Here is a 23,860-nt window from a genome sequence, read left to right on the forward strand (position 1 = left end):
CATGCACCTTTATCGCACGATCCTGGCACTCGGCCTTGCCGCCAGCATGGCGACGCCAGCGCTTGCCCAGGCCATTCCAGTGACCGTCGCTCTTGATTGGACACCCAACACCAATCACATCGGCCTCTTTGTGGCCGAAGCCAAGGGCTTCTATGAGGAGGCGGGGCTTGCGGTTGAAATCCTGCCCTATACCGACACGTCCGCTGGCACGCTGGTGGCCAATCATGTGGCGGATTTTGGCATTCTGGGTTCAATCGGCCTTTTCACCCAACGCACCGCTGGAGCCGACCTCGTAGCAACTTACGCGCTGGTCCAGACCGAAACGGGGCGCCTCGTGTTCAACGCGGATCGCGAGGACATCCAGAGCCCGCGTGATCTGGACGGTAAGATCTATGGCGGCTTCGGCAGCGCCTGGGAAAACGCTTTGATCGGCACCATCATCCGCCACGATGGCGGGACCGGCGACTTCGAGACCGTGACCCTGGGCACCTCTGCCTATGAGGCGCTGGCCAATGGCGCGGTGGATTTCACGCTCGAGGTTTCCACCTGGGAGGGCGTCAAGGCCGAACGCGACGGCCCGGCACAGCGCGCCTTCCGCTACGCCGATTTCGGCGTACCCGACCAGCACACCAGTTTCCTTGGCACCACCGGCACATATCTTGCCGAGAATGGCCAAACGGCCAAGGCGTTCATCAACGCGAGCCGAGCCGGCTATGAATATGCCGTCGCCAATCCTGATGAGGCCACTGACATTCTGGTTGGCGCCAATGCCGATGTACTGCTTGACCGTGACTTCGTGCGCGCATCGCTGCAGGCGCTGATCGACGGCAATTATCTCCAAGGCGAGAATGGGGAAATCGGCACGATTGATCCTGCCAAGATGGAGGCCATGGGCAGTTTCCTGTTTGAAGCCGGCATTCTTCGGGACGGCGATGGCACACCCCTAACCAAGAAGCCCGATTTCACGCGCTATTACTCCAACGATCTTCTCGGCACTGCCCCATGATCAGACGCCAGCGCATGAGCCTTAACGCCGTGATCTTCGGGCTTGGCAGCCACGAAGCCGGCTGGCGCATGCCCGAAAGCAATGCGCTGGCCTCCACTGATCCGAACTATTGGACCGACATCGCCCAGCGCGCCGAGCATGGCGGCTTTGACGCCCTGTTCCTGGGGGACGTCCTGGCGCTCCAGCAAAGTGCCGATCGGCATCTGTCCGACGCCATGGATCCGCTCGTGATCCTTTCGGCCGTTGCCGCAGTGACCGAGCGGATCGGCCTCATCGGCACAGCCTCCACCAGTTTTGATCATCCGTTTCATCTAGCCCGCCGTTTTGCCTCACTCGATCACATCAGCAAGGGACGCGCGGGCTGGAATATAGTCACCTCATCGAACGCGCTGGAGGCGCAGAACTTCGGCGTCGATGCCATGCCCGATCATGCCGAACGCTATGGCCGTGCCGCTGATGTTACCCAAGCAGCGCTGGCATTGTGGAGCTCATGGCAACAGGACGCCCGCCTTGCCGACAAAAAGGCTGGGATCTATCTCGACCCCACCAAGATCGGGTCCATCGATCACAACGGCCCATTCGTGCGCAGCCGGGGACCGCTCAACGTGCCGCGTTCGCCGCAAGGCCGTCCGCTCCTTGCGCAGGCTGGAGCCTCAGAAGCTGGGCGAGACTTTGCCGCTCGCTATGCCGACATGGTCTTCACCGTGCAGTCCAACCTTGAAGAGGCGCAGGACTTTTACCGAGATATGAAGGCGCGCGCCGCCCGCCACGACCGCGATCCGGAGAGCATTCTGGTTTATCCCGGCATCGTGCCCATCGCCGCCGCTACGCGAAAGCAAGCCGAAGAAAGACTGGCGCAGATGAACGGCTTCATGGTGGTCGAGCATGTACTCGCCAAACTATCCGAATTCCTGGGCACCGACCTGTCGCAAGCGGACCTCGACGCGCCGCTACCCGATCTCAATCCAGCAAACGAAACAACAAACCAGTCCAGCCAGAGCCGCTTTGACGTTCTGGTCGGCATTGCCCGGCGCGACAAGCTCAGCCTCCGGCAATTGCTGATGCGCCTTGCCAGCGGCCGCGGCCATCTGCTCGCGGTCGGAACCGGGACGGACATAGCCGCAACGATGCAGGAATGGTTCGACAACGGGGCCGCTGATGGCTTCAACGTCATGGCCCCGGTTATGCCAGCCGATCTACAGAGCTTCGTGGACCGGGTCATCCCCGTGCTCGTCGAGCGCCAGCTGTTTACCGTTGATCACCAACCGCTTCTACGGCAACGCCTGGGGCTATCCATGCTCTAGATTGAGGCTAACAAGAGTACTCGCAGCGATGTACATTCAACCCTATCCAGCATCGCCTTGTGAACAGATCTATTTATATATCAACAATGTTGATACTTATCAGCTATGTGTTGACAGTCGCGATCGATCCCTTAAGTATGATTTATAACGGCGCTGGAGGGCGTCGTGAAGAAGAACGCGGGAGGCGTTCTTCACTAGGGAGAGAGACATGGATAGACGTAGCTTTATGCTAGGTACCGCTGCAGGTGCCCTTCTGCTTTCGGCCAAGGGTTTGGCTTTTGCCCAAGAGGCTGCAGGCACGGCGCCGGACCTGGCGAGCTTCCCGCGAAACGAGACGCTGATTATCCACAACCCCGAAGGGGTGATCCGTAATCCTGCATGGTTCAACAACTGGGTGGTCGGTTCTGGCTCGGGCATTTCCAACGGACTGCACCAGCTCAACACGGATACATTCTGGTTCATCGATCCCGATGCCGGCATCGAAGGCGCCAGCGAAAACGCCATCTACAATTCGTTGGCAGATGGCCTCTGGGAGTACAACGAGGACTTCACCGAGATGACGGTGAAGCTCAAGAAGGGCATCTTCTGGAGCGACGGCGTTGAGTTTACTGCGGATGACGTGGTGTTCACCGTCGAAAAGCACAAGGCGACGCCGGGCCTGTCCCAGAATGGCGCCTACAATGCTCAGGTTGAGACCGTTGAAGCGGTTGACCCCTATACCGTTCACTTCACGCTCAAGGGATCGAACTCGCGCTTCCACACGCTGTTTTCCGTACGCTGGACCGGCGCGTGGATCATGCCCAAGCATGTGTTCGAAGGTGTCGAAGACATCCTCAGCTTCCCCAATGATCCGCCGGTGAGCCTGGGGCCATACACGCTCCACTCGTTTGATCCGAACGGCACCTGGTATATCTGGCAGAAGCGCGAAGATTGGCAGCGCACGGCCCTGGGCATGATCGGCGAACCCAAGCCACGTTTCATTATCTACCGGAACAATATTTCGGCCGACAATCGCCTGATCGAGATGCGCAACGGCAATCTCGATATGGTCCATGACCTTTCGCCGGAAGCCACGTTCTCGATCGTGCAGCAGGATCCCGAAGTGCAGGGCTGGTTCCCCGGCTTCCCCTATGCCCATCCGGATCCGACTCTGGTTATGGCAATCCCGAACCATCAGAACCCCAAGTTCCAGGACAAGCGCGTGCGCTGGGCCCTCGCCCTGATGCTCGACGCGCGTGCCATGTCGATGGCGTCCTATCGTGGTGCGGCAACGCTTTCGGCGATCTCGGTGCCGCCAACGGGTACCCATCCACGCGACTACCATGCGCCGCTGCAAGACTTCCTCATCAACTACGAGGTCGATACCGGCACGCGCAAGGTGAAGCCATACGATCCCAATATCGGCATGCAGATCGCCGACATGGTTCGGGGTCAGTTCGGCGACGCTGTGCCGACCGACGCAACCGCGATCCGCAATGCCTTTGGTTATGGCTGGTGGAAGCAGGACGTTGCTGCGGCCGAAGAATTGCTCACCGCGGCTGGCTTCAGCAAGCAAGGCAACCAGTGGATGATGCCAGATGGGCAGCCTTTCGCGTTCCGTGTGATGGTGCCGACCGATGGCGTGATCAACCGCCTCGGCTCGATCATCGCCCAGACCTGGGCGCAAAACGGCATCGGCGCTGAAGTGGAAGCGGCTTCGGACACCTGGGATCGCCAGCGCGTCGGCAATTACGACGTCAACATTGCCTGGGCCGTGGAATCCTGGGGCGGCCACCCCGACCTCAGCTTCTTCCTCGACAGCTACCACTCAGAATATGTGGTTGAGCCGGGTGCCTCCCAGCCGGACCGCAACTGGATGCGCTGGAAGGATCCGCGTCTCGATGAGATCATTGAGAAGATCCGCGCCAGCGACTTCAACGATCCCAAGGGCATCGAATATGGCCATGAGTTCGTGAAGCTGCATCTCGAGGAAATGCCCAACATCCCGATCATGGCCTACAACGTGTTCTCCGTGCAGTCGAACCGCTACTGGACAGGCTGGCCGAACGCCGAGAAGCCCTATGCCAACCCGGTGACCAATTGGTCCAACGGCCGGTACATCTTCACCCAGATCACGCCCAAGGCGTAACCATCTCCCTCTCGGGGCGGCGTGGCTCAAGCCTCGCCGCTTCGAGGGTGGTGACATGATGGAGTCCGGGCGCAGATCGAGGGGAAACCTCATGGTGATACTGCCGAACCATGCGGTGGGGAGAGTGGAACTTAAGCGCCACGACCTCCCCCTTCGACGGGCTCAGGGTGAGCTCTGCTGCATGCGGCGGCACGTGACGCACCCTCAACCTGACTCCTCCAAAGCACTATGGGAAGCCGCTGAGCGGCACATAATCTAGGACGCCGAGGAGGCTCAATGCACGGCTATTTCTGGTTCGTCGGCAAAAGGCTGCTGCAATTGCTTGCAGTGATCTTTTGCGGCATCTCGGCGACGTTCTTTATCACCCATCTCTCGCCGATCGACCCGGTGGAACAGGTGCTTGGACGGCTTTCGGCGCGCTCCAACCTTTCCCCAGAAGCCATTGCCGCCACCCGGGCTGCCCTTACCGAAATGTACGGCACCGGTCAGCCCATCCTCACCCAATACTTAAACTTCTGGACGAGGCTCCTGCGCGGCGATCTTGGCCCGTCGCTGCTGGCCTTTCCGACCCCCTCGATGGAACTGGTGACGCGCGCCATGCCCTGGACGCTGGGCCTACTGGTAACCTCCACTCTTTTCACCTTCGTGATCGGCAATCTGCTGGGCGCGCTGGCCGGATATCATCCCGAGAACCGGTTCTTCCAGGCCTTCGGGCTGATCGCCATGGGCGTGCAGCCTATCCCCTATTACATCGTGGCATTTATCCTGCTGATCATCTTTGGCTTCCTGTGGCCCGTGCTGCCGATCTCGGGCGGCTTTGCCATGGACGTCCGGCCTGCCATGAGCTGGCAGTTCATCTTCTCGATCCTGCAACATTCGATCTTGCCCGCCCTGTCCCTCGTGCTGGTCGGGTTCGGCGGCTGGTTTCTGGGCATGCGCGCCCTGGTCAGCAATGTGGTCAACGAAGACTATGTCACCTATGCCGGGCTCGCCGGCGTCAAGAAGCAGACCATTGTGGGTGGCTACGTCATTCGCAATGCGCTGGTCCCGCAATTGACCGCACTCGCCATGGCGCTCGGCGGCGTGTTCTCAGGCACTGTCATCACCGAGCAGGTGTTCAACTACCCCGGTATCGGTTCGCTGCTGATCGACGGCGTGAACTACGGCGATTACTCGCTGGTGCTGGCCGTATCCACCGTCTCGATCACCGCTGTCGCGCTGGCGATCTTCATCGTGGACCTGCTGCATCCCCTGCTCGATCCACGCGTGCGGACGGAGTAACCCGCCATGTTCAGCGTTTTCCGGGACCTTATCCGCTACAACATCGAGTTTGCCATCGGCTTGATCCTTGTCGGCGCGGTGGTGATTTTTGCGGTCCTCAGCTATTTCTCGCCTGTTGATCCCAGCCTGATCTACATGGCCATGCCAGATCAGCCGCCTTCGGGCCAATACTGGTTCGGCACCAATTCCCGCGGCCAGGATCTGTTCTGGCAACTCTCGGCAGCCTTCCGCAACAGCCTGATCTTCGGCATCACGGTGGCGGTCCTCAGCCGCATCATCTCGATTACCGTGGGGCTGCTATCCGGCTATGTCGGGGGGTGGGTCGACCGCGTCCTGATGTTCATCAACGACATCTTCGTGGCCGTGCCGATCTTCCCGATCCTGGTGCTGTTCTATTTCGTGCTGCGGAACAACATGGACAGTTTCACGCTGGCGCTGATCATGGCCTGTTTTGGCTGGCCTTTTGATGCGCGCCTGATCCGCTCGGTGGCCCTGGGGCTCAAGCATCGCGAGTTCACCCGGCACGCGGTCTTTGCCGGCATGAGCACGCCCAAGATACTGCTCGAAGAGCACCTGCCCTATGTGATGCCAATCGTCTTCTCGACCTTCATGGCCAATATGCTGTGGTCGATCGGGCTGGAAGTGACGCTGGCGGTGCTGGGTTTCACCAATCTCAACAACCCCACCATCGGGACGGTGCTTTACTGGGCTATCTCACACTCTGCCATTGTCGTGGGCGTCTGGTGGTGGATCGTCATTCCGGTTGTGCTGATCGTGATGACCTTCCTGGGCCTGTTCCTCCTGGCCGTCAGCATGAACGAATATATCGACCCGCGCAGCCGCCTGCGCCGTATGGGAGCTTAGCGCCATGACACAGGACATCCTTACGGTCGAAGGGCTCAAGGCCTATTACCAGATGAACTATTTCGGCGTGAGCCGGGAGGTTCGCGCAGTCGATGACATCACCATGACCGTGCGCAAGAACGAGATCTACGGCATTGCCGGGGAAAGCTCGTCGGGCAAAACCTCGTTCATCAAGGTGCTTGCGGCTGCCATCCGCCCGCCCATGCGGGTTGTCGATGGCTCCGTGAAGTTCAACTTCAAGAGCGGCCCCATCGATGTCACCACGGCCACTCCGCAGCAGCTAGACGCCATTCGCTGGCGCAGCCTCAGCTACATCATGCAGGGCTCGATGAGCACGCTGAACCCTGTGCGCCGCATCGGAAAGACCTTCGAGGACTTCGCCAAGCGCCCCCTCGCCGCCAGCGGGACGCCCTATCGTGAGCGTGTGCTAGGACATCTAGAGCGCCTCAAGCTGCCAGCCGACGTTCTCAATGCCTATCCGCACGAGCTATCGGGCGGCATGCGGCAGCGCGTGACCATTGGTCTCGCCACAGTCTGTCACCCCGAATTCGTGATTGCGGACGAGCCCACCACGGCGCTGGACGTCGTGGTGCAAAAGGAAGTGCTGGGCCTCATCCGCGAAATCCAGCAAGACATGGGCAGCTCCGTCGTATTCGTCACCCACGACATGAGCGTGCATGCCAACATGACCGACCGCGTCGGCATCATCTATGCCGGGCGCCTCGTAGAAGAAGGCCCCACGCGGCAAATGTTCTTTGCCCCCAAGCATCCCTACACCGCCCATCTGGTCGCAAGCTTGCCGCGCATTGGCGACACCACGCAGCGCCCGGCTCTTGAAGGCCGGCCGCCGAGCCTTGCCAATCCGCCGCAAGGCTGCCGTTTCCATCCGCGCTGCCCCCTGGCGATCGACAAGTGCAAGACCGAGGTGCCGCCCTTGATCCCAGTTGCCAATGATCACCGCAGCGCCTGCTGGCGCTGGCAGGACGTGGCGCCGCTGGTCAAGCCGCATCAGGCACATGGGGTGATGGCATGAGTACGCTTCTCGACGTCAAGAACGTTTCCAAGCAGTTCACCATGGGCGGAATGCTCTCGCGCAAGATCGTGCGCGCAGTGGAAGATGCGTCCATGTCCCTGAGCGTTGAAAAGCCGGAGATCTTCACGATCATCGGGGAAAGCGGCTCGGGCAAGACGACGCTGGCGCGCATGATCCTTGGGCTGGAACTGCCCAGCAGCGGCGAAATCAGCTTCCGCGGCAAGACCGTGAGCCACAGAGTAGGCCGGGCCGAGCGGCTGGAGTTCATGGCAAATGTCCAGCCGGTGTTCCAAAACCCGTTTGAAGCCTTCAACCCGCTCAAGCGCATTGATCGCTATCTGGAATCAACCGCCACGCGGTTCCTCAAGGTAACGCAACGCGACGACATCGATGCGGCCATGGATGGCGCACTGCAAAAAGTGGGGCTCAGCCTTGCCGAAGTGCGCGGCCGCTATCCCCATGAAATGAGCGGCGGGCAATTGCAGCGCGCGGCCATTGCACGGGCGCTGATCCCCAACCCACCCCTGCTGGTGGCCGATGAGCCCGTCTCCATGGTGGACGCAAGCCTGCGCATGAGCATCGTCAATCTGCTCAAGAGCTTGCGCGATGATCTCAAGGTTTCCGTGATCTACATCACGCACGATCTGGCCACCGCCTATTACATTTCCAACCGCCTGATCATCATGCAGCGGGGACGCATCGTCGAAATGGGCGACGCACGCACCGTGCTGGACAATCCCGAGCATCCCTATTCCCGATTGCTCAAGAACAGCGTTCTCAGCACCGAGGATGCCGGCGCGGGCAAGCTCGCGACCGATCCGGGCATGGTGGCACTGGCGGGTGAATTGGTCGGGAAGGCCGGGCGCCTTGTTGATCGGCCTGACGAGCGATCGGTGCGGGTTTACTGAGATGAGCGCACCGATTTTCCGCGATCCCATTCAGGACGGCGCTGCCGATCCAACAATCATCCGCAAGCAGGGCACCGACGAATGGTGGATGTTCTACACCAATAGGCAGCCCGCTACCGACGGCCCGTTCTTTACCTGGATCCACGGCTCGCCCATCGGCGTGGCGGTGAGCCGAGACGACGGAGCAAGCTGGCACTATCGTGGCACTGTTGCCGGACTGGACGATCCCAAGGATGCCGGGCAGCGCAATACGCACTGGGCACCCGAAGTGATCTGGGCCGAAGGGCAGTACCATATGTGGCTCAGCTACATTCCCGGCGTGCCCGACAACTGGCCTGGCGTGCCACGCACCATCACCCATTTCACTAGCCCAGACCTGGAGAATTGGACGCGCGTCGGGCCGCTGACGCTGAACGGTCCGCGTGTTATCGACGCCTGCGTTTACCGCTGCCCCGATGGGCTTTGGCGCATGTGGTACAAGGACGAAGATGCCGGCTCCAGCACGTGGAGCGCCGTCAGCGATGACCTGTTCACCTGGCGCCAAGAGGGCCTGGTGCTGCCCGGCACTCCCGATGGCCCGCCGCACGAAGGCCCCAACGTCTTCGAGCTGGGCGGCTGGCACTGGCTCATCGTCGATGAATGGCGCGGCCAGGGCGTTTATCGCTCGCACGATGCCATCAACTGGACCCGCCAGGGGCTCATCGGCGGCGAGCCGGGCGAGGACCCCATGGACAAGCGCTTCGTGCGCCATGCTGATGTCGTGGTGGCAGGCGAGCACGCAGCCATGTTCTACTTCACCCACCCCGAATGGGACGAGATCAATGCTAAGGCCGGGCCGCCCGATGTGGCCGCGCGTCGAACAGCCATTCATCACGCCCGCCTGATTGTGGTGGATGACGTGCTGGTCTTTGAAAGAAACATACCACCGTCGATGGCGCTGCTGCGCATGAAGGAATGAGCCGGCGAGCAGTTGCCGCGGCGTCGGGTTGTCGCAGGGGGAGATTGGAACAGCTGCCGGAGGCTGGCGTTTTGGATGTTCAAGCCCCTTCTAGGTGACCCATTTTGCCTTCCTCTTTTTTATCGCTCGGCAGCATCAATGCGGATTTTCAGTTTGAGGTGTCCGCGGATTTGTCTGAGGGCGGAACGCTGCCGGCCAAGACATTTTTACAGCGTGCAGGCGGAAAGGGCGCGAACCGCGCCTTGTTTGCCCAAAAGCTTGGCATTGGCGCTACGCTGATCGGCCGGGTGGGCGATGATCATTTCGCCGGGCAGGCGCTCCAGCCGCTTAGGCAAACTGGGCTGGATTTGTCCGGGGTTTCAGTCACTGCCGAGAGCCCCACCGCAATAGCGATGATTGCCGTGCCGGAGAATGGCGACAAGACGATCCTTCTAGCGAGCAATGCCAATCGCGACTGGGACGATTCTTCTCTTGATCTTGTGCGCCAAGCCATCAAGCAGGCAGAGGCCGGCGCCGTTCTCACTATCGACTTCGAGATTTCGCCCGAAGCGGTTGAGATCGCGCTTCAAGCTGCCACTCAGCGCCAAATGCGAATTATTGCCGATGGCTCGTTCGGCAAGGACGTAAAGCCGGAACACCTCCGCAGGCTCCACGCCATCGCTCCCAATGTGCAGGAGGCTGGCGCGATCGCAGGGATCGAGATTTCATCGGATACCGACAGCGAACGGGTGGCGCGCATGCTAGCGGAAAGTGGCGTGGAGATTGTTTGCGTCAAACTGTCGGATGGCGGCTGCCTGCTGGCAACTGCTGGAGCCGTGGAGAGGATCAATTCTCCCCCGGTTGAGGTGGTGGACAAGACCGGCGCGGGTGATGCCTTTACCGCCGCCGTGGCGATAGCCCTGTTGGAAGGGCATTCTCCCCGGGACGCCGCCATCTATGGTGTTGCCGCTTCCACTCTCGCCGTTAGCGGGAAAGGCTCGCAAGAAGCCTATCCCAACCGATCGGAGCTGGACCAAATGGCCAGGCGCGTGGCGGACGGAGTTCCTGCTCGGTGAAGATGGTAAGAAACACGTCCTTGGTGCACATCGTTGGCTATGACCCCGATGACGAAAAACGTCGCGAATCGTTGTTTTCACTCGGCAATGGAATGCTGCTGCTGCGCTCCGCCTGCCCCTGGTCCAAGACGGACGATCACCACTACCCCGGCATGTATTATGCCGGCTGCTACAATCCCCTGCCGAGCCAGATCCAAGGCGAGACAGTCTGGAACGAGTCCATTGTCAACCTGCCCAATGGGCTGGCGCTTAGCTACCAGACGGAAGATGGCGCCTGGTTCTCGCTGGAAGACACCGAATTGCTCCACTACGAGCAGGTGCTCGATCTTCGTACCGGCGTCATGAAGCGGAATATGCGTTTTAGGGAAAGCTCGGGACGAGTGACCGCGTTAAGCGAGGAGCGTTTCGTCAGCATGGACGCTCCCAATCTCGTAGGCTTGAGGCTCACGCTCACGCCACACAATTGGTCTGGGCCGATCGTGTTTCGCTCACAGATCGACACTTCGGTCGTGAACAACGCTATCGAAAAGCATGAAGACTATGCCCATAAGCACTTGCGGGTTTTGGGCCAGGGCTCGGACGGCAACGCGCTCCATGTCGAAGCGCAGACAATCAACTCGCATTTCAATGTAGCGGTGCGCACCAGGGACTTCGTGTCGTGCCCATTGAATTCAACGAGCCCCACCATAGACGATGAATCCGTCGGCTACATTTTTTCGGTCCAGGCCGAAGCCGAGCGGCCCATCACGATCGACAGGATCATGGCGGTATTCATCGGTCCAAGCGATGGCGAGGATGTAGAGGCAAGCGCCAGGCAAGCCTTGGCGGAAGCACCAGGCTACGACGCCCTGCTGGATCGGCATTGTTCAGCCTGGGCCGAGCTCTGGGACGCCATGCCTCTTGCTTCCGCCGACAGGGACATCGAGCAGGCACAGCAGCTTGCGCTGTTCCACCTTCTGCAGAACTACTCACATCACAACATCGGCCGAGATGTAGGCTTTCCGGCAAGGGGATGGCAGGAGGCCTATCGCGGACAGGTGTTCTGGGACGAAATGTTCTCCGTCCCGGTGATCAGCTTGCGCTTTCCCGAACTCGCGCGGGAAATGCTTCAATATCGCTACACCAGGCTTGATGCGGCCCGGGAGAATGCCCGCAAGTACGGGTTGAAAGGCGCGCTCTATCCTTGGCGCAGCGCTCGGACCGGGCACGAGGAAACCCCGCGTTTCCAGAAGAACCCTTCCAACGGGCATTGGCGCGAGGACCATACCGATCATCAGGTGCACATCAATGCCGCCATCGTCTGGGACATTTTCCACTATGTTTGGGCGACCGGCGACAAGGCATTTTTCAACGAGCAGGGCTTGGAAATGCTTGTGGAGATTGCGCGGATGTGGGCAAGCCTGGCCGTATGCGATCCGCAGGACGGCCGCTACGATATTCGCCACGTGGTTGGGCCGGATGAGTTCCACACGCAATATGCCACGCGCGACAAGCCCGGCATCGACAACAACAGCTACACAAATCTGACCGCTGCCTGGACGCTGGCGCAGGCGATTGAGAGCCTCGATGCTGTTCCCCTGCCTCTGCGTAACCGGCTGGGCATCGGGAACGAAGAGATTGGCTTATGGGACCAGATCAGCCGTCGATTGCGGGTGCCTTTCTCTGCCTCTGGTCTCGTTTGCCAATTCGAAAATGTCGAAACCCTCAAGCAGATCGACCCCGATAGTCTAGGGCAAGGCAGCGCAGATTGGGAACTTGAGCAGCAAGGCAAGGACGTAAACGACTATCAGCTGTTTAAGCAAACAGACTTCGCCGTGCTGTTCTATTTGCTGACGCTGGATCAAGTGCAGGCAATATTTAGTCGGCTCGGCTACAAGGCAACAGCCGAACAATTGCATCGGAGCATCGAATATTATCGCCAGCGCACCAGCCATGGCTCGTCGCTCTCCCAGGTGAGCTATGCAGCTGCCCTGCTGCCTTTCGATCCGCAATTGTCCTGGTCGCTGTGGCGCGAGGCGCTAGCGCCTGATCTGGATGCTCAACATGCGCAGTCCGCAGCAGAGGGGCTCCATCTGGGCGCCATGGCTGCGTCTTTGGATGTTCTTCAGAGGCACTATCTTGGTTTGAGCCCCCAGGCCGATGGCCTGCATCTCCGCCCTGCAGTGCCGGAGGGCTTGCCGCCGGTTCGTTTCGGCTTTTGCTATTGCGGGGGCCGGTTCGACCTGCACTGGAACGGCGCCAGCATTGAACTGCTTTCGGCCGAAACAAACACAGAGTCGTTCCGTGTCGTTCAGGCCGGCTGTGTGATGGATCTCGCGCCAGGGCAAGAAATAAGAATTGCCCCGACGCATAGTGGCGGATAATCGTCCGCGGCAGACGCTTCTCATCTGCTTTGGAAATCAGATGATCGGCTTGCCGCCCGTCACCGCGATTGTTGCGCCTGACACATAGCTGGACTCATCGCTTGCCAACATCACGTAGACCGGTGCGAGTTCGCGGGGTTGCGCGGGCCGGCCCATGGGAACCTGCTTGCCGAAGTTCTTAACCTTTTCTTCCGGCATGGTGGAGGGGATGAGCGGCGTCCACACGGGTCCAGGTGCCACGGTATTGGCCCGGATGCCTTTTTCGGCCAGCAGTTGAGCTAAGCCCGCGGTGAAGTTCTGAATGGCGCCTTTCGTTGTGGCATAGGCCAGCAATTGGGGGCTGGGCGTATCGGCATTGACCGACGAGGTGTTGATAATGGCGCTGCCTTCCTTCATGTGCGCAACGGCGGCCTTGGTGATGTAGAACATGGCCGAAATATTGGTCGCCATGGTCACTTCCCATTCTTCATCGGGAATTTCTTCGAGCGACTCGAATGTGTTCTGGTGGGCGGCATTGTTGACCAAAATGTCGATCTGGCCGAAGGCATCCACGGTCTGGCTCACCAATTGGCGGCAGTGAGCAGCCTTGGAAATATCGCCGGGGATCAACAGACACTGCCGGCCAGCGCTTTCCACAAGCCGCTTGGTTTCGGCCGCGTCTTCTTCCTCGTTGAGATAGGATACTGCGACGTCCGCGCCTTCACGGGCAAAAGCCAACGCCACTGCACGGCCAATACCGGAGTCGGCTCCGGTGATCAGCGCCTTCTTGCCAGCCAGTCGTCCGCTGCCCTTGTAGCTATCCTCGCCATAGTCAGGCACGGGATCCATTTTGGCGCTGGAGCCGGGGATCAGCTGGGGCTGGGCGGGGAAAGGTGGCTTGGGATCCTGGGTCATGGAGACACTCCTTTGTGGATTGTCCCGGGCCAACGTTAGCTTGGGGGAGATCGTTCGCCTCCCTAAACTATGCGAAAGGGCAAGGTGGTTCATATTGACACGGATGCCGTCGCCGCCGATTGCGATCTGGCGGAGGGTGTGACAAGAGGGGCGTGCTTTGGTTCCGCCAGGGAGCGCGGATTAAAAGGGAACACGGTGCGGATTACCCATCAGGGGCCAAAACCGGGGCTGCCCTCGCAACTGTAAGCGGCGAGCGATCGCAAATGCCACTGCCCTTGTGGGGTGGGAAGGCTGCCATCGCATCCGAGCCGTGAGCCAGGAGACCTGCCGAGCGACATCATGAAGCCAGGCGAGGTGCCCTGGCGGAGGCAGGCTTATGACAATTCCGTTCGCAAGAGCGCGCGATTCTGTCCTTGCATCCCCAACAGTGGATGCCTTGGTCGATGGAACTTGACGCCCAAATTTTTCCTCTGCTTGTCCGGGCGACCTGCTCTGGCTGCTTGAGGCTGAACAACACATGAGCGCGTTTGATCCGGCTTTGTCGCCACGAATTCGGACGGCAGCTGGCTTGCTGGTCATGGCTATCCTGGTGATCGCATGCTTCCTTGTTCTGCTTGTCCGCGGCACGGTGTTCATCCCGCTGGGTGAAGTCATCGACGTGCTGGCCGGCGGCGAGGGCACGCGGTCTATTCACCGCATCATCGTCATGGATGCTCGATTGCCCAAGGCGATCACGGCTGTTCTCGCCGGTGCAGCGCTGGGCGTAGGCGGCGCGATGATGCAAACGCTGTTTCGCAATCCATTGGCCGACCCTTATGTGCTGGGCGTCAGCTCGGGGGCAATCCTGGGCGCTGCGATTGTCATCCTGGGCAGTTCCACCACAGGATGGCTGTCTGGATTGTCAGTGGTCCGACAATTAGGGATCACCGGGGCTGCCGTGGCCGGCGCCGCCATGGTGCTGATCCTTGCCCTCGCCTTTGCCCGACGGCTCGGGAACCCCGCTATGGTGCTGATCGTGGGCGTCATGTTTGGCTTTCTGTCCGGGGCGCTGGTGGATGTGCTAGTTTACTACGCCGACCCTGAGAGGCTGCAGGGGCTCGCGACCTTCACCCGGGGGACGGTGCGTGACATCACCTGGTCCGATCTGCAGGTGTTGGCGCCGGCATGCCTGCTCACGATCGTCACGGCAATGCTGCTCGCAAAGCCCATGAACATTCTGCTTCTAGGCGAGCGCTATGCGGCCACAATGGGCGTCAGCGTTCGCCCGGTGCAATTCGTGGCCCTTTCGATTGTTGCCCTGCTGGCCGGTGTCGTAACGGCCTATTGCGGCGCTATCGGATTTATCGGCCTCGCTGCGCCCCATCTGGTGCGCGGCATGCTTGGACAATCCGATCATTTCGTCGTGCTTCCCGGCTCGGCCCTGGTCGGCGCCATCCTTGTCCTATTGGCCGAATATGTCGCGGGCGGAAACGGACTGACGGATGTGACGCTGCCGCTCAATTCGGTAACGGCATTTATCGGGGCACCAGTGGTGCTCTGGGTGCTACTGCGTAGGCGGAGCGAAGCCGGACAGGTGCCCCTATGAGCGCCCTACCCGTTCCCGTGGTTTCAGCGGAAAACCTTTGCGTCGGCTACAAGCGCCGCGGGGGTCGTTCCACCGCAATCCTGCAGGGGATTTCCGCCCAGCTGCTCCCGGGACAATTGACCTTTTTGCTTGGGCCAAACGGCGCGGGCAAGTCGACGCTTTTGCGAACCTTGGTGGGCAGTCAAAAGCCGCTTGGCGGTCGGGTGCTGCTATCGGGTGAGAACCTCATCGCCCTCTCCGCTCGTGAAAGGGCGAAGCGGCTGAGCGTGGTCCTGACCGACCCTGTCGATGTGGGCCTGATGACGGTGCGGACCTTGGTGGGGCTTGGGCGATCACCACACCTTGGCTGGTTTTCGGCGATGGCCGACGATGACCGGCAGACGATTGAATGGGCACTGCGGGCTGCGGGAGCCAGCCAGCTGGCCGACCGGCAGGTGATCGAACTTTCGGACGGGGAGCGGCAGCGCTCCATGATCGCGCGTGCCCTTGCACAGCGCCCATCGGTGCTGGTTCTTGATGAACCCACGGCCTTTCTGGACCTAACACGGCGCGTGGAACTGATCGCACTCCTGCGCAAGCTTGCGGATGAAACAGGGCTGGCGGTCCTTCTGTCCACCCATGACCTCGATTTGGCGCTGCGCGCCGCCGACCAGCTCTGGCTGGTTCACGCCGATGGCCGGTTTGAAACCGGAGGACCTGAAGACCTGGCCGTGGGGGGCTCCATCGAGCGCACCTATGCGGCCAGCGAAATCAGCTTTGACCATGCAGCCGGCAATTTCATCCTGGCTCGCAAAAGCCATGGCCTGCCAATCGCCATCAGCGCAGCCGAACCGAGTCTGCATTGGGTACGTCGCGCCGTCCGACGGGCCGGGTTCGACCCGGTAGCTAGGGACGCTGACGCAAAATGGCGGCTCGCGGTTCACGACGCACAACAGGGCGCCTTGGTCTGGAAGCTGGACGAGGCAGGCTGCTCAAACAGCGGCCAAGGCCTTTCCGATCTGGTCAATGCCCTCGCAGCGATTGCGGACACAGAACACAACAATGGAGATCCGACCCATGATCAGATTCATCCTTGGTACAACGACGTTCGCCCTGCTGCTGGCCAATCCGAGCCTGGCACACGCAAACAATTGTCCAAGTGATTTCAAGCAGGGGCAGGACTATTTTCCCGACAAGGTAGCGTCCGAGCACTCCGCATTCTGGGACATAGCCTACCACGGTCACTACAAGGTGGTGACCGTAGCGGACACTGAAAGCCCCACGGCTAGGGCCGAGCTCAAATATGTTCTGGTGCAATGCGGCACTCTTGTTCCCGAGCTCTCCGGCGATCTGGCGGGCGCCCTTGTTGTGGAAGTGCCGATCGATCGGGCGATCGTCACGCACCGCAACGCGCTGGCCATGCTCGACGAGATCGGCGCTGCGCCGAGCATTGTTGGCGTCACCAAGAACTTCCTCGGCTTTGCGGAGACGGACGCCTGGTACGCGAGCGTTCTCGATCGTGCTGCCGATCCACAAAGCATCGGCGCGGAAACCGATCTGGATTATGAAATGACGCTGGCGCTCGAGCCCGATGTAATCTTCATGGCTGGATATGGCCCGGGCTATCAGGAGGTCACCACGGTCAGCGGCCGCGGCCTGCCGGCAATCATGATTTCGAACCGGACGGAGCCCACGCCCCTGGGGTCATCCGAATGGCTCAAGCTCGTTTCGACCTTCTACAACAAGGAAGCCGAAGCCAATCAGGCATTCAACAAAATCGAGGCGGACTATACCGACATTGCCAGGCAGGTCGCGGACCAGTTCGCTGATCGTGATTTTTCCGCAGCCTATGCTTGCCTCGGTGACGATGGCGGCTGCGGCTTCATGTATGCCCATGGCGACAAGTCCCTGAACGGGCAAATCCTGGAGCTGATGGGCGTGGATAATCCATTCGCCCGGAGCAATGATCGTCCCAACGGTATGGATTTCGATTACGAGACCGCGCTCGAGCGGAGCCAGGATGTGGATTTCTTCGTGATCTACTACATCGACTCACCCGAGGCACTGGCGAGTGATGAGCGATACCGCAACGTCCCCGCTCTTGCGGAAGGTCGGTACGCCATCTCCACAGTCCCCAATTACCATGAGTGCAACGCGATCACCTATGTTCGGGTCGATCGCCTGGTGCGCGACTACGCCATCGGCATGCTTCCCCAGTTGTTTCCTGGTGAAGACGGCGTCTGCTTCCAAGCGCCTACCACACAAGAGGCTACAGCCAACTAGACCCATTGTTTCCCGACAAGCTTAGCTGGCAAGCTCTAGGCGGCAAACGGCGGGCAGTTCATGTTGCCGGCAGCGTTCCGGAATTCATGCCGCTGGAGCGGCTCTCACGAGCAAGTCTTCGACACGCCTATCGTGCGCGCGCCTTGAACATGCGTTGTAGGGAATCGTTGCGGAACACGAACTGCTCGGTGAGCGCACCAATCACATGCAAGGCAATGGCCGGGATCAGAATCAAGCGGCCGATTTCATGCAATACCGCTGCAAGGGGAATGCCCAGGAACCAGGCAAGAGCGCCCGTTATCGGCATGCCGAATATAAAGCCATAGAGCAGCATGTGGGTGGCATGGGCCAGCCAGTTCAGGATGGCTGGGGTTTCCTTGTGCGGCGGGGGCGTTCCGCGCAGGGTGCGGATTGTCACGCGAACAATGCCGAGCACCAGCACGGTTAAGCCAACGATAACATGTAGTTGCGCACCATCGATCTCGTTCAACGGCTTGCCCGAGAGCCGTTCGAAAAACGCCCGCTGCATGGGCTCGTTTATCGAAAGCTGCACAAAAATCAGCAGTGCAATCGTCCAGTGGAGAACAATCTGAAGTCGGGAGTATCCCTGTGGCCGCGACATGATCTCTCCGCTAGGATGGTTAGAACAGGAACTCATGCACAAGAGCTGCGTTCCGTTCAATACACCGGCGCGGGAGTATATGGGGCAAGCTGGCAGAACTTGGACTGGAAATGCATGCAGGTTTTCGCTTCTTGCGCTGACCGCTGTTTGGCTCGCCGGCTGTAATACGGAGCAGAGTGCCCTTCACCCGGCCGGGCAGGACGCAGCAGAACTTGCCGATCTCTTCTGGTTCATGACCGCAATAGGCGCGGTGGTCTGGTGCGTGTTCATGGGCGCGGCGGTCTATGCCATTCTGGGCAAGAAGGCGCCGCGCAGCGAAAAATTTGCTGACCGCCTGGTGTTCTTTGGTGGCGTCGTATTCCCCACAATTGGTCTGGCAGCCCTTCTGGTTGTCGGCCTCGCCCTGCTTCCGAGCTGGGCAGAAGCGGACACGCCGGACCTGCGCGTCCATGTAACGGCAGAACAGTTCTGGTGGCGCATTGCGTATGAGGCGGAGGACGGCACGCTCGTCGAGACCGCTAACGAACTCCACCTGCCCAATGGCGCTACGGCAGAATTCGCGCTGACCAGCACTGATGTGATCCACTCCTTCTGGATTCCGCCACTGGGCGGCAAGATGGATGCGATCCCGGGCCGTACCAATGTGCTGCGGCTCGAGCCCACCAAGGAAGGCGTTTACCGCGGCGTCTGTGCTGAATTCTGCGGCACCTCCCATGCGTTGATGGCCTTTCCCGTGGTGGTGCATGAAGCCGGCGAGTTCAACGCTTGGCTTGAGCAACAGCGCCAACCAGCCCGCCCGGCCCCCGGTCGCGAAGCCTTCGATGCCGCAGGCTGCGGCGCCTGCCACATCGTCCGCGGGATCAGCGAAGAGGGCGCCGTGGGCCCGGACCTCACTCATTTTGGCAGCCGCCGCACCATTGGCGCCGGAACCCTGCCGCTGACCGAAGCCAATCTCGAGGATTGGCTGATCGCGCCTGAGCACATCAAGCCGGGTGTGCGCATGCCGTCCTTCGCCACCCTGCCCGACCAGGACCGCGAAGCCATCGTTCAATTCCTGCTGGAGCTCAAATGACCGACAAGGCCGAAGAGGAACAGCAACTCGCCAAGGTTTGGGAAACGCCCAAGGGTTGGTCGATCCTGTCCGACGTCAACAACTCCACTGTTGGCAAATGGTATATCGGCGCGTCCTTCGCCTTCATGCTGTTTGGTGGCGCCCTGGCGCTGATCATGCGCACTCAATTGGCCGTTCCGGACAATGGTCTGGTTTCGGCGCAGACCTACAACCAGCTCTTCACCCTGCATGGCACGGTGATGATGTTCCTGTTTGCCGTACCGATCTTCGAGGCCGTCGCGATCCTGATCCTGCCCGCCATGCTGGGCGCCCGCGACCTGCCCTTCCCTCGGCTTTCCGCCTTTGGCTTTTGGTGCTTCATTATCGGCGGGGTTTTTGTTTGCGGCTCCATATTCTTTAATTCCGCGCCCGATGCCGGCTGGTTCATGTACCCGCCCCTGTCCACCGAGCAATCCGGCATTGGTGCCGATATCTGGCTGCTGGGCCTTAGCTTCATCGAAGTGGCCTCCATTGCTGCTGCCGTGGAACTGATTGTGGGCGTCCTCAAGTGCCGCGCGCCGGGCATGCACATTAACCTCACCCCCCTCTATAGCTGGTATGTGCTGATCGTCGCCGGGATGATCCTGTTCGCCTTCCCGCCGCTGATTGCAGGCGATTTCCTGTTCGAGCTGGAACGCGCTTTCGACTGGCCCTTCTTTGATGTCAGCCGCGGCGGCGACCCGCTCCTCTGGCAACACCTGTTCTGGATATTCGGGCATCCTGAAGTCTACATCATCTTCCTGCCCGCCATTGCGCTCCTTGCAATGATCATCCCGACCTTCGCGCAGCGTCCCATAGCCGGCTATTCATGGATCGTGTTGTCCGCCATCGGCACGGGCTTTCTGAGCTTTGGCCTTTGGGTGCACCACATGTTCACCACTGGCCTGCCCGCAATTTCGCTCGGCTTCTTCTCGGCCGCATCCGAAGCGGTAGCCATCCCTACCGGCATTCAGCTGTTCGTTTTCATCGCCACGGTCATGCTCGGCAATGTCGTGCGCACCGTGCCCATGCTTTACTGCCTGGGGGCGCTGGCGAGCTTCCTGATCGGCGGCATAACGGGCGTCATGGTCGCCGTCGCGCCGTTCGATTTCCAGGTGCACGACACCTATTTCATTGTCGCCCACCTCCACTACACCCTGATCGGTGGCATGCTGTTCCCAGTCCTTGCCGGGGTGCAATATTACTACCCATTCGCCACGGGCAAGACCCTGTCGCGCAAAGCCGGCATCTGGTCGTTCTGGCTGATCTTTATCGGCTTCAACGTCACCTTCCTGCCCATGCATCTAACCGGGCTGATGGGCATGCCCCGCCGGGTCTTCACCTATGGTGTTGATCGGGACTGGGGCTTGCTCAACATGGTCTCGACGGTCGGCGCCTTTATTTTTGCGGCTGGCTTCCTCCTGTTCGTATGGGATTGTGTTCGCCCCAAGCGCAAGGAGCCCTATGCTGCGCGCAACATCTGGAATGCGGGCACCTTGGAATGGGTCGGCAGGGTGCCGGCAGATAATTGGGGCCTGCGCTCCATCCCACAGATCAACAGCCGCTACCCCCTTTGGGACGATAAGGACCTTCAGGACAATATAGACAACGGCCGTGGCCTGTTGGCCGATGCTTCAGAGGGGCGGCGTGAAACGCTGGTAACCTCGGTGCTCGACGCTCAGCCCGTGCAGGTTCTTCGCGTCGGTACTCCAACCTGGCTGCCTATGATGGCCGCAATCGGCCTGGGCGGCGTCTTCATTCTCGCCACTTGGAAGCTGTGGTGGCTGACGCTGGCGAGCGCGATCTTCTTCCTAGGCGTGACCTTGTATTGGCTTTGGACCGGCACGGCTCAAATCCCGGAAAAGCCGACCAAGGATATCGGCGATGGCCGCGAGCTGCCGCTCTATGTCGCCGGCCCGCGATCCACCGGCTGGTGGGCCATGTTCATCACCATGACTGGCGATCTGACTGCTTTCCTCAGCGTTGTGTTCGGCTACTTTTTCCTTTGGACCGTAAACGAGCATTTCCCGCCTCAGGGCGTGGATGGACCCGGCTGGCAATGGCCTCTGGTTGCAGCAGGCCTGACCCTGCTCACCTGGGGCGCCATGCTGGGGTCGCGGCTAACCAATGCTGCGGGCAATGTCGTTCTGGCGCGCAGCTTGATCATAGCCGGCATTATCGGTGCCGTGCTGACCGGCCTGGCGCTCATGGCCGGGCCCTGGACAACTGGGCTCGACCCCACGCTCAACACCTATAATGCTATTGTCTGGGCCCTGGTGGTCTGGGTGATTGCCCATCTGCTTGTCGGCATCATCATGCAGGCCTATTGCCTCGCGCGGTCCATTTTCCACCGTCTTACGCCCACCCATGACGCCGATCTGTGGAACGTCACCCTCTATTGGCACTTTGTCGGTTTTTCGGGCCTGCTGACGGCCCTGGTGATCGGAGGGTTTCCACTGCTGCAATGAGCCCATCCCGCGCCCCCAACGAAGTTGAACGCGAAACCGGCCACGGTGTCGATCTGTGGCGCGTTATCGCCTCGCCCATTATCTGGGCGCTCCATTTCCTGTTCTGCTACGTCTTCGTCGCCATCTACTGCGAGAAACTGGGCCGCCCCACAGACCTGACCGCAGCAAAATACTGGGTCGTGGCGGCCACTGTAGTTGCCCTTGGGGCAATCGGCTGGCTGACCCTGGGCATCTGGCGCGTGCGGGCACGCAGCGTCACCGACAATGACTTCGAGTTCGAGCACAATTCGCCCGAGGAGCGCCATCGCTTCCTCAGCCATGCAGCGCTGATGTTGTCCATCCTGTCCGCCGTGGCGATCCTTTATGTCGTCATTCCCGCCCTTTACCTGTCCACCTGCCGATGATTGTTCGGCCCCTTACCATTGCCGGTCTGCTGGTGCTTTTGCTGGCCTGGGCCGGCCCACTGCCTCACATGGTGCAAGGGAGCTTCACCGCCCACATGGCGCTCCATATGGCCGTTGTCGGCATTGGCGTGCCGCTGCTTGCTGCGGGGATCGGTCCATTCGTGGGCGCGCGAGGATGGCTGCGCTCGCAATTGGCGCTGCCCATAGCTGCCAGCATCATCGATTTCGTGGTGGTCTGGGGCTGGCATGCCCCCGCCCTGCACCATGCCTCCCGCAGCTCATATCTGGCCTTGACCATAGAGCAGCTCAGCTTCGCCGCCGTTTCCTTGCTGGTCTGGCTCGTGGCTCTGACCAGCACTGGTGAAACCCGGCGTTCTGCCGCCCTCGCCGGCGCCATGGCCCTCTTTTTTACCTCCATGCACATGACCCTTTTGGGCGCGCTGATCGGGCTGGCGCCTAGAGCCATCTTTGGCGACCACGCCCATCACGCCACCCCGACTTCGGCCCTGCTGGCGGATCAGCAACTGGGCGGCGTGATCATGCTCGCCATTGGCGGCGTTATCTATCTGGCCGGCGGTCTCGTGCTGATGGCGCGGGTGCTGCAGCGAGAGGAGGCGACATGATCGATTTCCGGCCATATCTGGCAGGCGCAGGCCTTGCCCTGTTCGGCCTTGCGTGGGTTCCCCTGAGCGGCGTGCTGCCCCGAACCGCCGAACCGCCACAGCCTGCCGTGCTGGACGCCTACTATAATCTGGCAGCCCAGCAATCGATCACCCTGCGCTCGCTGTTCACGGAAGTGCCGGCCCTCGACGAAGCGGGCATGAAGGAGCGCGCTGCAGGCCATTACGAGATGGTCTGCGCCGATTGCCACGGCAGCCCGCTGCGGCCGCCGCAGCAATTCTCCCGCAATCTGAGCCCCACCCCACCTTTGCTGGTCGAACGCATGGCGCAGTGGCATCCGCCAGCGCGCATATTTGCCACGCTCAAGCACGGCATCAGCCGCACGGCCATGCCCGGCTGGCCCAGTCAGCTTCGCGATGACGAGGTCTGGGACATGGTGGCGTTTCTTCAAACGCTGCCGGACCTCAACGCAAACAGCTATGCCTCCTTGATCCGGGAAGATGCGACTGGCAGTTGCGAAAGCTGCCATGGCGTGGAGGGCCAAGGCGGTATCCCCGGAACACCCCGTCTAGACATTCAGACGCCAGACTATCTTGCAGCCGCCCTCAAGGCATTCCGCAATGGCTCCCGGCAGAGCGGCACCATGATGGCAGCCGCACGCCAGCTCAGCGACGGCGAGATCAACCAATTGGCGGAGCATTACGGGCGCAATGTCGCCCAGCGCGGAACCGGCACGCCAGCGGAAGCAGCCGCAATCGCCCAAAATGGCATTCCCGAGCGCGATATCCCCGCCTGCGCCTCCTGCCACAACAATCCGGCTCGCCCGGGCTATCCCAAGCTTGACGGCCAGGACCCGGCTTATCTGCTCGGCCAGCTCAAGCTCTTCAAGGAACACCGCGAGGAACGCGGCGGACCCAATGCGCACATCATGGCCGAAGTGGTTCGCTTCCTTGAGGAAGATGAGATGAAGGCCCTGGCCGAATGGTACGGGCGCTGATCGGCCAGGCGCTCTCG

20 protein-coding genes and 1 riboswitch are annotated in these 23,860 nt (G+C 60.6%); of the genes, 18 read left to right on the top strand and 2 right to left on the bottom strand.

The genetic code is table 11. From position 1 onward, the window contains the following. Position 1 precedes the first annotated feature (1 nt). From DDE77_RS04960 to DDE77_RS05005, 10 genes are all read left to right on the top strand, one after another. Complete coding sequence (locus DDE77_RS04960) at positions 2 to 1,006, top strand: ABC transporter substrate-binding protein (protein ID WP_108396341.1); 1,005 nt, start codon at positions 2 to 4, stop codon at positions 1,004 to 1,006. Beyond that, positions 1,003 to 2,310, top strand: a complete 1,308-nt coding sequence (locus DDE77_RS04965; RefSeq protein WP_108396342.1) for an LLM class flavin-dependent oxidoreductase — start codon at positions 1,003 to 1,005, stop codon at positions 2,308 to 2,310. Before DDE77_RS04960 ends, DDE77_RS04965 begins: the two co-directional genes overlap by 4 nt. Before the next feature lie 208 nt (positions 2,311 to 2,518). Then, positions 2,519 to 4,438 (top strand): ABC transporter substrate-binding protein, encoded by a 1,920-nt coding sequence (locus DDE77_RS04970; RefSeq protein WP_210204347.1) that lies wholly within the window; start codon positions 2,519 to 2,521, stop codon positions 4,436 to 4,438. 276 nt (positions 4,439 to 4,714) lie between these two features. Next, complete coding sequence (locus tag DDE77_RS04975; protein WP_108396344.1) at positions 4,715 to 5,719, top strand: ABC transporter permease; 1,005 nt, start codon at positions 4,715 to 4,717, stop codon at positions 5,717 to 5,719. Between the two features lie 6 nt (positions 5,720 to 5,725). Further along, entirely contained in the window at positions 5,726 to 6,583 is an 858-nt protein-coding gene (locus DDE77_RS04980) for an ABC transporter permease (protein ID WP_108396345.1), read from the top strand. A 4-nt stretch (positions 6,584 to 6,587) separates the two neighbouring features. Then, entirely contained in the window at positions 6,588 to 7,616 is a 1,029-nt protein-coding gene (locus DDE77_RS04985) for an ABC transporter ATP-binding protein (RefSeq protein ID WP_108396346.1), read from the top strand. After that, positions 7,613 to 8,524, top strand: a complete 912-nt coding sequence (locus DDE77_RS04990) for an ABC transporter ATP-binding protein (RefSeq protein ID WP_108396347.1) — start codon at positions 7,613 to 7,615, stop codon at positions 8,522 to 8,524. The genes DDE77_RS04985 and DDE77_RS04990 overlap by 4 nt, the downstream gene beginning before the upstream one ends. A gap of 1 nt (position 8,525) precedes the next feature. Beyond that, positions 8,526 to 9,482 (top strand): glycoside hydrolase family protein, encoded by a 957-nt coding sequence (locus DDE77_RS04995; protein ID WP_108396348.1) that lies wholly within the window; start codon positions 8,526 to 8,528, stop codon positions 9,480 to 9,482. Positions 9,483 to 9,586: 104 nt separating this feature from the next. Beyond that, positions 9,587 to 10,537, top strand: coding sequence for a PfkB family carbohydrate kinase (locus DDE77_RS05000; protein ID WP_281261290.1), 951 nt, complete (start codon positions 9,587 to 9,589; stop codon positions 10,535 to 10,537). Between the two features lie 2 nt (positions 10,538 to 10,539). Beyond that, positions 10,540 to 12,900, top strand: coding sequence for a glycoside hydrolase family 65 protein (locus DDE77_RS05005; RefSeq protein WP_108396350.1), 2,361 nt, complete (start codon positions 10,540 to 10,542; stop codon positions 12,898 to 12,900). Between the two features lie 36 nt (positions 12,901 to 12,936). Here DDE77_RS05005 and DDE77_RS05010 read toward each other — a convergent pair whose 3' ends face one another. Next, positions 12,937 to 13,794, bottom strand: a complete 858-nt coding sequence (locus tag DDE77_RS05010) for an SDR family oxidoreductase (protein WP_108396351.1) — start codon at positions 13,792 to 13,794, stop codon at positions 12,937 to 12,939. 141 nt (positions 13,795 to 13,935) lie between these two features. After that, positions 13,936 to 14,140, top strand: a riboswitch (cobalamin riboswitch). A gap of 171 nt (positions 14,141 to 14,311) precedes the next feature. Between DDE77_RS05010 and DDE77_RS05015 the strand changes: the two genes are divergently transcribed. Genes DDE77_RS05015 through DDE77_RS05025 form a run of 3 tightly spaced genes read left to right on the top strand, consistent with a single transcriptional unit; the run spans position 14,312 to position 17,641 of the window. Next, on the top strand, positions 14,312 to 15,379 hold the full coding sequence (locus DDE77_RS05015) for a FecCD family ABC transporter permease (protein ID WP_170116481.1): 1,068 nt from the start codon (positions 14,312 to 14,314) through the stop codon (positions 15,377 to 15,379). Continuing rightward, positions 15,376 to 16,521: an ABC transporter ATP-binding protein gene (locus DDE77_RS05020; protein WP_108396603.1), complete on the top strand. Its 1,146-nt coding sequence runs from the start codon at positions 15,376 to 15,378 to the stop codon at positions 16,519 to 16,521. Before DDE77_RS05015 ends, DDE77_RS05020 begins: the two co-directional genes overlap by 4 nt. Then, the gene (locus DDE77_RS05025; protein WP_245895095.1) at positions 16,436 to 17,641 is read left to right on the top strand and encodes an ABC transporter substrate-binding protein; all 1,206 of its coding nucleotides are present in this window, start codon (positions 16,436 to 16,438) and stop codon (positions 17,639 to 17,641) included. Before DDE77_RS05020 ends, DDE77_RS05025 begins: the two co-directional genes overlap by 86 nt. 127 nt (positions 17,642 to 17,768) lie before the next feature. Here DDE77_RS05025 and DDE77_RS05030 read toward each other — a convergent pair whose 3' ends face one another. After that, a complete protein-coding gene (locus DDE77_RS05030; protein ID WP_157959680.1) occupies positions 17,769 to 18,263 on the bottom strand; it encodes a cytochrome b in 495 nt (164 codons plus the stop codon). 34 nt (positions 18,264 to 18,297) lie between these two features. On the opposite strand from DDE77_RS05030, the gene coxB reads away from it, so the two are divergent. Genes coxB through DDE77_RS05055 form a run of 5 tightly spaced genes read left to right on the top strand, consistent with a single transcriptional unit; the run spans position 18,298 to position 23,843 of the window. Beyond that, positions 18,298 to 19,335 (top strand): cytochrome c oxidase subunit II, encoded by a 1,038-nt coding sequence (gene coxB, locus DDE77_RS05035; protein ID WP_245895096.1) that lies wholly within the window; start codon positions 18,298 to 18,300, stop codon positions 19,333 to 19,335. After that, complete coding sequence (ctaD, locus tag DDE77_RS05040; RefSeq protein WP_108396354.1) at positions 19,332 to 21,821, top strand: cytochrome c oxidase subunit I; 2,490 nt, start codon at positions 19,332 to 19,334, stop codon at positions 21,819 to 21,821. Before coxB ends, ctaD begins: the two co-directional genes overlap by 4 nt. Continuing rightward, the gene (locus tag DDE77_RS05045) at positions 21,818 to 22,225 is read left to right on the top strand and encodes a hypothetical protein (RefSeq protein WP_108396355.1); all 408 of its coding nucleotides are present in this window, start codon (positions 21,818 to 21,820) and stop codon (positions 22,223 to 22,225) included. Before ctaD ends, DDE77_RS05045 begins: the two co-directional genes overlap by 4 nt. After that, positions 22,222 to 22,848, top strand: a complete 627-nt coding sequence (locus DDE77_RS05050) for a cytochrome c oxidase assembly protein (RefSeq protein WP_108396356.1) — start codon at positions 22,222 to 22,224, stop codon at positions 22,846 to 22,848. The genes DDE77_RS05045 and DDE77_RS05050 overlap by 4 nt, the downstream gene beginning before the upstream one ends. Next, positions 22,845 to 23,843 (top strand): c-type cytochrome, encoded by a 999-nt coding sequence (locus DDE77_RS05055; RefSeq protein WP_108396357.1) that lies wholly within the window; start codon positions 22,845 to 22,847, stop codon positions 23,841 to 23,843. Before DDE77_RS05050 ends, DDE77_RS05055 begins: the two co-directional genes overlap by 4 nt. The last annotated feature ends 17 nt before the right edge of the window (positions 23,844 to 23,860 follow it).

The sequence above is a fragment of the Devosia submarina genome (genome assembly GCF_003056345.1).
Taxonomy (GTDB): domain Bacteria; phylum Pseudomonadota; class Alphaproteobacteria; order Rhizobiales; family Devosiaceae; genus Devosia; species Devosia submarina.

Bases quoted from the DNA above. Each gene is read 5' to 3' on its own strand.
- DDE77_RS04960 (WP_108396341.1), top strand. From the start codon at position 2: ATGCACCTTTATCGCACGATCCTGGCACTCGGCCTTGCCGCCAGCATG.
- DDE77_RS04965 (WP_108396342.1), top strand. From the start codon at position 1,003: ATGATCAGACGCCAGCGCATGAGCCTTAACGCCGTGATCTTCGGGCTT.
- DDE77_RS04970 (WP_210204347.1), top strand. From the start codon at position 2,519: ATGGATAGACGTAGCTTTATGCTAGGTACCGCTGCAGGTGCCCTTCTG.
- DDE77_RS04975 (WP_108396344.1), top strand. From the start codon at position 4,715: ATGCACGGCTATTTCTGGTTCGTCGGCAAAAGGCTGCTGCAATTGCTT.
- DDE77_RS04980 (WP_108396345.1), top strand. From the start codon at position 5,726: ATGTTCAGCGTTTTCCGGGACCTTATCCGCTACAACATCGAGTTTGCC.
- DDE77_RS04985 (WP_108396346.1), top strand. From the start codon at position 6,588: ATGACACAGGACATCCTTACGGTCGAAGGGCTCAAGGCCTATTACCAG.
- DDE77_RS04990 (WP_108396347.1), top strand. From the start codon at position 7,613: ATGAGTACGCTTCTCGACGTCAAGAACGTTTCCAAGCAGTTCACCATG.
- DDE77_RS04995 (WP_108396348.1), top strand. From the start codon at position 8,526: ATGAGCGCACCGATTTTCCGCGATCCCATTCAGGACGGCGCTGCCGAT.
- DDE77_RS05005 (WP_108396350.1), top strand. From the start codon at position 10,540: ATGGTAAGAAACACGTCCTTGGTGCACATCGTTGGCTATGACCCCGAT.
- DDE77_RS05010 (WP_108396351.1), bottom strand. From the start codon at position 13,794: ATGACCCAGGATCCCAAGCCACCTTTCCCCGCCCAGCCCCAGCTGATC.
- DDE77_RS05015 (WP_170116481.1), top strand. From the start codon at position 14,312: ATGAGCGCGTTTGATCCGGCTTTGTCGCCACGAATTCGGACGGCAGCT.
- DDE77_RS05020 (WP_108396603.1), top strand. From the start codon at position 15,376: ATGAGCGCCCTACCCGTTCCCGTGGTTTCAGCGGAAAACCTTTGCGTC.
- DDE77_RS05025 (WP_245895095.1), top strand. From the start codon at position 16,436: ATGATCAGATTCATCCTTGGTACAACGACGTTCGCCCTGCTGCTGGCC.
- DDE77_RS05030 (WP_157959680.1), bottom strand. From the start codon at position 18,263: ATGTCGCGGCCACAGGGATACTCCCGACTTCAGATTGTTCTCCACTGG.
- coxB (WP_245895096.1), top strand. From the start codon at position 18,298: ATGCACAAGAGCTGCGTTCCGTTCAATACACCGGCGCGGGAGTATATG.
- ctaD (WP_108396354.1), top strand. From the start codon at position 19,332: ATGACCGACAAGGCCGAAGAGGAACAGCAACTCGCCAAGGTTTGGGAA.
- DDE77_RS05045 (WP_108396355.1), top strand. From the start codon at position 21,818: ATGAGCCCATCCCGCGCCCCCAACGAAGTTGAACGCGAAACCGGCCAC.
- DDE77_RS05050 (WP_108396356.1), top strand. From the start codon at position 22,222: ATGATTGTTCGGCCCCTTACCATTGCCGGTCTGCTGGTGCTTTTGCTG.
- DDE77_RS05055 (WP_108396357.1), top strand. From the start codon at position 22,845: ATGATCGATTTCCGGCCATATCTGGCAGGCGCAGGCCTTGCCCTGTTC.